Raw genomic sequence first — 8277 nt, 5'->3', positions numbered from 1 at the left:
TTTCGGCTTTGCGTTTTCGCCTGTCGGTTTGAACGCTGGGCTTTTGAAGCGACTCTTCGAGTTTACATGCTCCGAGCACCGCTCGAACCAGGCTGTTGTGAAGAGGTGAGACCGGCCCGCCCGCAGAGATTTCCGCGTTCGTTTCGCTCGGTCTTCACCAACTGTACCCCTGGGTGTGAGTGCTCGTGACAGGTTCGGGAAACCTTGTCGGTGTCCTGGCTTACACACCCCGCATCGAGAGGTCCCACCCCGCGCCGCTGCCCCTCACAGCTTCTCGATCGGCGCGTACTTGACGAGGAAGTCCTTCTCCCCGATGTCGGCGCCGAAGTCGATGCGGGCCTTGGTCTTGTCACCCGCCCCGTCGACGAGTTGGACGCGGCCCATCCCGAAGGAGTCGTGGTTGACGAGGTCTCCGACGCTGAGAGTGGGCGCCTCCTTGGCGACCTTCTTCCGGCCACCACCGAAGGTTCCTCCGAAGCCGCCACCCCCACCGAAGCCCCCACGACCACCGCCGATGCTGCGGCTGGGCGGCGCGGCCAAAGTGGACTCGGCCCGCTTCCAGTCGAGGAGGTCCACGGGGATCTCGTCGAGGAAGCGGGAGGCCGGGTTGTAGGAGGGCGTTCCCCAGGCGCTGCGCACCGCGGCCCGGCTGACGTACAACCGTTCCTGTGCGCGGGTGATGCCCACGTACGCCAACCGGCGTTCCTCCTCCAGCTGGGTCTTGTCACCCAACGTGCGGGTGTGCGGGAAGATCCCGTCCTCCATGCCGCTGAGGAAGACCGCGGGGAACTCCAGTCCCTTGGCCGCGTGCAGGGTCATCAGGGTGACCACGCCGCCCTCGTCGTCCTCGTCCGGGATCTGGTCGGTGTCGGCGACCAGGGCGACGCGTTCGAGGAAGTCCACGAGGGTGGGTTCGCCCGGGTCGATGCCCTGGTTCTCCTCACCTTCCAACAGCGCCTCGTCCTCGATGAGCGCCGCGAAGGTGTTCTCGAACTCGCGGGCGACGTCGACGAACTCCTCCAGGTTCTCCACCCGGCTCTCGTCCTGGATGTCCTTGGACTCGGTGAGTTCGGACAGGTATCCGGTCTTGCCCAGCACCATCTCGACGATCTCGGCGGGCGTGCTGCCCGGCACCCCGGCGGCGAGTTCGTCGAGCAGCGCGGTGAAGTTGCGAATGGCGTTGGCCGAGCGGGTGGCGATGCCGGGTGCCTCGCCGACCCGGCGCAGCGCCTGGGAGAACGTGATCCGCTCGCGCGCCGCGAACAGCTCGATGGACTCCTCGGCACGGGCCCCGATGCCGCGCTTGGGCACGTTGAGGATGCGGCGCAGGCTGACGGTGTCCTCGGGGTTGGCCAGCACCCGAAGGTAGGCCAGGATGTCCCGGATCTCCTTGCGCTCGTAGAAGCGCACCCCGCCGACGATCTTGTACGGCAGGCCGGTTCGGATGAACACGTCCTCGAACACACGGGACTGGGCGTTGGTCCGGTAGAACACCGCGACCTGACTCGGCTTGACGATGCCCTCGTCGGTGAGCTTGTCGATCTCCCCCACCACGAACGCCGCCTCGTCGTGTTCGTTGTCGGCGACGTAGCCGATGATCCGGGGCCCCTCGCCCTGTTCGGACCACAGGTTCTTGGCGGGCCTGCCCTCGTTGCGGTCGATGACCGTGTTGGCGGCGGACAGGATGTTCTGGGTGGAGCGGTAGTTCTGCTCCAGCAGGATGGTGCGCGCGTTCGGGAAGTCGCGTTCGAATTCGAGGATGTTGCGGATGGTCGCGCCGCGGAAGGCGTAGATGGACTGGTCGGCGTCGCCCACCACGCACAGTTCGGCGGGCGGGACCACGGTCGTGTCGGAGTCCTCGGCCGCGCCCACGAGTTCTCGCACGAACACGTACTGGGCGTGGTTGGTGTCCTGGTACTCGTCGACCATGACGTGTCGGAAGCGACGCCGGTAGTACTCGGCGACGTCCGGATACATCTGGAACAGGTTGACGGTGACCATGATCAGGTCGTCGAAGTCCATGGCGCCGGCCTCGTGGAGACGGCGCTGATACAGCCGGTAGGCCTCGGCGAGCTTCTTCTCCTGCTCGTTCTGGGCCTGCTCCGCGAAGGTGTCGTAGTCGATGAGCTCGTTCTTGAGGTTGGACACCTGGAAGCTGAAGGACTTGGGCGGGAACCGCTTGGGGTCCAGGTCCATCTCCTTGCAGACCAGCTGCATGAGCCTGGCGGCGTCCGACGCGTCGTAGATGGTGAAGCTGCTCGGGTAGCCGAGTCGGTGCGCCTCCCGACGCAGGATGCGCACGCACGCCGAGTGGAAGGTCATCGTCCACATGGTGTTGGCCGCGCGGGTACCGAGGAGCGCCTCGATGCGTTCCTTCATCTCGGCGGCGGCCTTGTTGGTGAAGGTGATCGCGAGGATCTCCCCGGGGCGCACCCCGCGTTCGGCCATGAGGTGGGCGATGCGGTGGGTGAGGACACGGGTCTTGCCCGATCCCGCGCCCGCGACGATCAGGAGCGGAGAGCCGGAGTGCGTCACGGCGTCGCGCTGGGGACCGTTCAGACCTTCGAGAAGCTGCTCTTGGGAGGACACGCTCTCCAGGTTACGACCGACCGGTGACGGTCGGGTCCACCCCCACCGAAGGCGCCCTAGTCTGGTTTCATACCGGGTGCGTACTTTTCCCACCCGGCTCATGTCTGTTTCGGGGGGAGATCGGTCTTGGCTGACCGGAAGACCACGCGTGTGTTCGTCGACTGCGACCCGGGGATCGACGACGCCGTCGCACTCGCGTACCTGGCGGCGCGGCCTGAGGTGGAGATCCTCGGTGTCGGCGCCGTGTTCGGCAACAACACCGTGACGGTGACCGCGCGCAACGCGCTGCGACTGTTGGCGCTGTACGGCCGCCCCGACGTACCGGTGGCGGTGGGCGCCGGACGTCCGTTGGTGCAGGAGCCGCGACTGGCCGAGCACGTCCACGGCGGCAACGGGCTGGGGGACGTCGAGCTGCCCGAACCCGAGTGCGAGCCGGTGGCGGAGTCCGCCGCCGAGCTGCTGGTCCGACTGGCCAGGGAGAACCCGGGCGAGTTGGACGTGTTGGCCGTGGGTCCGCTCACCAACCTGGCGATCGCGATCGGCCTGGAGCCGCGGTTGCCCCAGCTGGTGCGCCGGCTCGTGGTGATGGGCGGCGCCGTCGAGGTGCCGGGGAACGTGGGTTCGCACGCGGAGGCGAACATCGTGAACGACCCCGAGGCGGCCGAGGTGGTCTTCGCCGCCGGGTTCGACCTGGACCTGGTGGCGTTGGACATCACCATGAAGACGGTGGCGACCTCCGACTGGTTGGACCGGCTCAAGGAGGTGCCCGGGGAGCGGGCGGAGCGCACCTCGGCGTTCCTGGACTTCTACGCCGAGTTCTACAAGGGCATCTTCGGGGTGCGCCAGTGCGCCATGCACGACCCCTTGGCCGCCGCCGTGCTGGCCGACCCACACCTGGTCACCGAGGTGTTCGAGGCGCCGATCCGGGTTGAGCTGACCGGTTCGCTGACCCGCGGCATGACCGTGGCCGACCGGCGCCCGCGTCCGGGGCGGGACGAGCGTCGCGTCACCCGCGTGATCACGTCGGTCTCCGGTGACGAGTTCCTGGACCGGATGTTGGACTCGCTGCGCTGATCGGGTCTCGCCCGCCGCGGGTCGGTCAGACCAGGCGGCGGGCGGTCGCCCAACGGCTCAGTTCGTGCCGGTTGGACAACTGGAGCTTGCGCAGCACCGAGGACACGTGGGTCTCCACCGTCTTGACGGAGATGAAGAGCTCCTTGGCGACCTCCTTGTACGCGTAGCCGCGGGCGATGTGCCGCAGGACCTCGCGTTCGCGCTGGGTGAGGCGGTCCAGCTCGGGGTCGACCGGGGGCGCGTCGGTGGCGGAGAAGGCGTCCAGCACGAAACCGGCCAGGCGTGGTGAGAACACGGCGTCTCCGTCGGCGACCCGGACGATGGCGTTGGACAGGTCCTTGCCGGAGATGGTCTTGGTGACGTAGCCGCGAGCGCCGCCGCGCACCACTCCGATGACGTCCTCGGCCGCGTCGGAGACCGACAGGGCGAGGAACCTGATCTGGGGGTGCTTGGCGAGGACCCGCCGGAGCACCTCCACTCCCCCACCACCCGGTAGGTGCACGTCGAGGAGGACCAGGTCGGGCCTGGTCTCTCCGATGACGTGCACGGCGCTGTCGACGTCACCGGCCTCTCCGATGACCTCGACCGTGTCGCCGAGTTCGCCGCGCACACCGCTGCGGAACAGCCGGTGGTCGTCCACGATCACGACACGGGGGATCGCGTCTCCGTCGCTGAAGGTCGTGCTCTCTTCTCCCACAACCAGAACCCTACCCCGCCCGGAAGTCGCTCACAGGTCGAGGATGCGGGGCATCCGGAGTTGGACCTCGGTGCCCTCGCCCGGTTCGGTGCGGATGCGCGCGGAACCGCCGTGGCGTTCCATCCGGCCGAGGATGGAGCCGCGTACGCCCATGCGGTCCTCGGGGATGGCGTCGAGGTCGAAGCCGGCCCCGCGGTCGCGGACGAACACCAGGACCTCCTTCTCCTCGACCTCGCCGAAGACGGAGATGTCGTCGCTGCCGGCGTACTTGGAGGCGTTGACCATGGCCTCGCGGGCGGCGCGCAGGAGTGCGGCGAGTCCGTCGTCCATGGGGCAGTCGCCCACGCACACCACTTCGAGGGGCACTCCGTGTTCCTCCTCGACCTCGGCGGCCACGCGTTCGAGGGCGGGCGAGACGGTGGTCTCGGCGTCGGAGGGACGTTGGTAGAGCCAGCTGCGCAGGGCGCGTTCCTGGACGCGGGCCAGTCGTTGGACCTCTCGTGGGTCCTCGGCACGACGCTGGATCAGGGTGAGGGTGTGCAGGACGGAGTCGTGGATGTGGGCGGCGAGTTCGGCGCGTTCGGCGTTGCGGATGCGTTCACGGCGTTCGGCGTCGCGTTCGCGGACCAGACCGATGATCCAGGGTGCGGCGACCAGGGTGATGCCGGCGAGGAGTGTGAACGCGAAGCTGAGTCCGGCGCGGGCGTCCTGGAGTTGTTGCTGGAACACCATGAAGCCGATGACGCCGGTGACGATGAGCAGGACTCCGGCGCCGGTGCGCATGAGGCCCTTGGGGCCGGCGCGGCTGACGGTGCTGGTCATCCACTCGTCGCGTTGGGCGGGGTTGGCCTGCTGCCACAGGATCGTGGCGCCGAGCGCGCCGAAGACGATGAACCACAGCAGTGGGTCGAAGACTCCGCCGAAGACGAGGAAGAGCATCCCGAAGGCGGCGGCCAGGCCGACGTAGGCGACGATCTGCGAGATGTCGCGGCCCTTGCGCCGGTTGTCGGCGGCCGGTTCGGTGCCCTCCTCGACCTCCGCTTCGGGGAGGATGAAGTAGAGGGCCGCGTACACGGCGAGGCCGATGCCGCCGACGCCCAGCGCCATGAAGGCGAGCCGGACCACGACGGGGTCGATGCCCAGGTGTCGGGCCACGCCGACGGCGACTCCACCGAGGAGCCGTCCCTCGACGGCGCGGGTGAGCCGCGGAGTTCCCACGGCCGTCGTTGCCACCGCCCGATCACCGCTTTCGTCCGATTCCCTGCGTACTCCTCCAGGATGCCTTGTGCGCGGCGCGCCGACATCGGGGACGCACCCGGGGTCCGTGGGGTGCTCTGGTCAGGGTGGGATCAGGGTCGTCCCGGATTCCCTCTTGGACGGGTCAGAGGCGACGATGGTTCCATGGGAAGGTGCGGTGAGCGATGATGACGGACGGTCAGGCCCCTGACACGCCGGCTGCCGCGGAGGTTCCGCCGGAGCCGGGGCCGGAGCTGCGCCGCAACGACGACCATCGGGTGCTCGCCGGTGTGTGCGCCGGGCTCGGCGCGTACACGGGGGTCGACCCGGTGTTGTGGCGGACGGGGTTCGTGTTGACCCTGTTCGCCGGTGGTACGGGGTTGTTCCTGTACGTCGCGGCGTGGGTGCTGATGCGCGATCCCCAAGGGGGGCCGGCCACCTTCGAGCAGATGCTGGATCGGGCCTTCCCCTCGCGTGCGGTCCCCAAGTTGTTGGCCGTGGGGTTGATGGCGGCGACCGCGATGAGTCTGGTGGGCGGGTTCGGCTGGGGCACGATGATCCTGGCGATCCCCCTGGTGCTGGGGTTGTTGACCGCACGGAGTCGGGGGGTCGACCTGCGGGCCTCGTTGCTGGGACTGCGCGCCGACCTGGCCGAGCGGGAGCCGCCACCGACCGGGCCGGCACCACAGCCCAGCGCCGCCTACTACAACCCGGCGCAGCCGTGGGCGTCGGCCCCGAACGGTCCGGTGGACCTGGCGGTGGTCTCGGAACGCACCTCCCGCGACGGCGACGACGGTGACGACGAGGACGAGGACGAGGACGAGGACGACGGCTCCGAGGGTGGGTTCGACGACGGCGATCAAGGGTGCCGGGGCCGGCGCGAGCCCCGTTCGTCGCCGTTGGCCTCGTTCGCGTTGTGGACCGTGGTGATCATGGCGGTCGTATGGGTGGTCGTCGCACCGAACCTGGGGGCGCCGTACTCCGAGGTGAACGGCGTCGATCTGTTGTTCGGCCCGGACCTCGGGATCTACTTCATGGCCGCGGCCACCACGGTGATCGGGCTGTTCGCGCTGATCGGGACCTTCGCGGGAAACCCACGCGGGTTGGGGTTCCTTGGAGCCCTGGCGGTGCTGGGCACGCTCACGGTCACCATGACCGACGTCACCGAGTGGCGGGTCGGCGGGGAGGTGTGGCGGCCGGAGTCGGTCGCCGAGGCCGAGTCCTCGGACCCGCGGTTGAGTCTGGGCGAGGGGACGCTCGACCTGTCCGGACTCGACGGAAGGTTGGATCCCGGACAGAGCGTGGACGTCACGGCCCGTGTCGATCAGGGGATGTTGATCGTGCTGATACCCGACGGCGTGCGGGTCGAACTGGAGGGACACGTGACGTTCGGGGCCGTGCACACCCCGGAGGAGGGAGACGACGACCGGCACGGGTACGACCTCACGTACGAGGAGTCGTTCGAGCCTGTCGGACCGCTGCCGCGATCCGAGGCCGCGGAGGTACCCGTGGTGAACGTGAAGACCGACACCAGGGTCGGAGTACTGGAGGTTCGCTATGACCAAGCGCGGGATTGACGGCGGCTCGCTGGTCGCCGGGGTGCTCTTCCTCGGCCTGGCGGTCGTGTTCGTCGTGCAGGGCAGCGGGTCCTGGGACTTCAACGCCCTGTGGCTGGTCCCGGTACTGTTCGCGGGCCTGGGGCTCGCCGGGGTGGCCCGGGCGCTGCTGCGTTCGCGCCCGGACCCGTCGGGTGCCCAGAAGACTCAGGACTCGGCCAAGGCCTCCGAGGACTGAGCCGGGCGGTGCTCCGCGATGGCCGCGAACTCCTCGATCCCCAAGGACTCGCCTCGCGTCCTCGGGTCGATGCCGGCGGCGCGCAGGGCCACCTCGGCGGCGGGCGCGGAACCGGCCCAGCCGGCCAGGGCCGCCCGTAGGGTCTTGCGGCGCTGCGCGAAGGCGGCGTCGATCACCGCGAAGACCTCTTCGCGGCGCGCCTTGGTGGTGGGGGCGGGGCGGCGCACGAGTTCCACCAGCCCGGAGTCGACCTTGGGCGCGGGCCAGAACACGTTGCGGCCCACCGCGCCGGCGCGTTTGGCCGCGGCGTACCAGGCGACCTTCGCGGAGGGCACCCCGTAGATACGGCCGCCGGGGGTCGCGGTGATCCGGTCGGCGACCTCGGACTGCACCATGACCAGCACCCGCCGCAGGGACGGCAGCAGTTCGAGCAGGTGCAGCAGGACCGGCACCGACACGTTGTAGGGCAGGTTGGCCACCAACGCTGTGGGTTCGGGCCCGGGGAGCTCGGTGATGCGCATGGCGTCGCCGGGAACGACGGTGAGCCGGTCGGCGAGGTCGGGCGCGTGGAGGGCGACGGTGCCGGGCAGGGCCTCGGCGAGCGCCGGGTCGATCTCGATGGCGGTGACCTGTCGCACGTGCGGCAGGAGGGCGAGGGTAAGGGATCCGAGTCCCGGTCCCACCTCGACGACCACGTCGTCGGCGCCGACTCCCGCCACACGAACGATGCGGCGGACGGTGCCGTGGTCGATGACGAAGTTCTGGCCCAGGGTCTTGGTGGGCCGGATGCCGAACCGCTCGGCGAGCTCACGTACGTCGGCGGGGGTGAGCAGGCGGGAGTGCTCGGCGGGGTCGGGTGCGGGTGTCTGTGTCACCCCCACATCTTG

The 8277-nt window shown here is 69.2% G+C and carries 7 protein-coding genes; 3 read left to right on the top strand and 4 right to left on the bottom strand.

Translation table 11 applies throughout. The annotated features are described in order from the left end of the window. Positions 1 to 264: 264 nt before the first annotated feature. Positions 265 to 2589 carry a DNA helicase PcrA gene (pcrA, locus tag ACWGKS_RS18640; protein ID WP_358516051.1) on the bottom strand — a complete coding sequence of 775 codons (2325 nt, stop codon included), beginning with the start codon at positions 2587 to 2589 and terminating at the stop codon, positions 265 to 267. 126 nt (positions 2590 to 2715) lie between these two features. Here pcrA and ACWGKS_RS18635 point away from each other — a divergent pair, with 126 nt between their 5' ends. Further along, complete coding sequence (locus ACWGKS_RS18635; protein ID WP_358516053.1) at positions 2716 to 3663, top strand: nucleoside hydrolase; 948 nt, start codon at positions 2716 to 2718, stop codon at positions 3661 to 3663. A gap of 25 nt (positions 3664 to 3688) precedes the next feature. On the opposite strand, the gene ACWGKS_RS18630 is transcribed toward ACWGKS_RS18635, so the two are convergent. Then, entirely contained in the window at positions 3689 to 4360 is a 672-nt protein-coding gene (locus ACWGKS_RS18630; RefSeq protein ID WP_358516055.1) for a response regulator transcription factor, read from the bottom strand. 30 nt (positions 4361 to 4390) lie between these two features. After that, positions 4391 to 5593 (bottom strand): ATP-binding protein, encoded by a 1203-nt coding sequence (locus tag ACWGKS_RS18625; RefSeq protein ID WP_358516057.1) that lies wholly within the window; start codon positions 5591 to 5593, stop codon positions 4391 to 4393. 188 nt (positions 5594 to 5781) lie between these two features. Between ACWGKS_RS18625 and ACWGKS_RS18620 the strand changes: the two genes are divergently transcribed. Both ACWGKS_RS18620 and ACWGKS_RS18615 read left to right on the top strand, forming a co-directional pair. Further along, positions 5782 to 7173 (top strand): PspC domain-containing protein, encoded by a 1392-nt coding sequence (locus ACWGKS_RS18620; protein WP_358516059.1) that lies wholly within the window; start codon positions 5782 to 5784, stop codon positions 7171 to 7173. Next, on the top strand, positions 7154 to 7390 hold the full coding sequence (locus tag ACWGKS_RS18615; RefSeq protein ID WP_358516061.1) for a hypothetical protein: 237 nt from the start codon (positions 7154 to 7156) through the stop codon (positions 7388 to 7390). Before ACWGKS_RS18620 ends, ACWGKS_RS18615 begins: the two co-directional genes overlap by 20 nt. On the opposite strand, the gene rsmA is transcribed toward ACWGKS_RS18615, so the two are convergent. Further along, positions 7360 to 8271: a 16S rRNA (adenine(1518)-N(6)/adenine(1519)-N(6))-dimethyltransferase RsmA gene (gene rsmA, locus ACWGKS_RS18610; protein WP_358516063.1), complete on the bottom strand. Its 912-nt coding sequence runs from the start codon at positions 8269 to 8271 to the stop codon at positions 7360 to 7362. The genes ACWGKS_RS18615 and rsmA overlap by 31 nt on opposite strands. Between the last annotated feature and the right edge of the window lie 6 nt (positions 8272 to 8277).

This window comes from Nocardiopsis sp. NPDC055879, assembly GCF_053615935.1.
This window is presented reverse-complemented; position numbering and strand designations above follow the sequence as displayed.

Bases quoted from the DNA above. Each gene is read 5' to 3' on its own strand.
- ACWGKS_RS18615 (WP_358516061.1), top strand. From the start codon at position 7,154: ATGACCAAGCGCGGGATTGACGGCGGCTCGCTGGTCGCCGGGGTGCTC.
- ACWGKS_RS18620 (WP_358516059.1), top strand. From the start codon at position 5,782: ATGATGACGGACGGTCAGGCCCCTGACACGCCGGCTGCCGCGGAGGTT.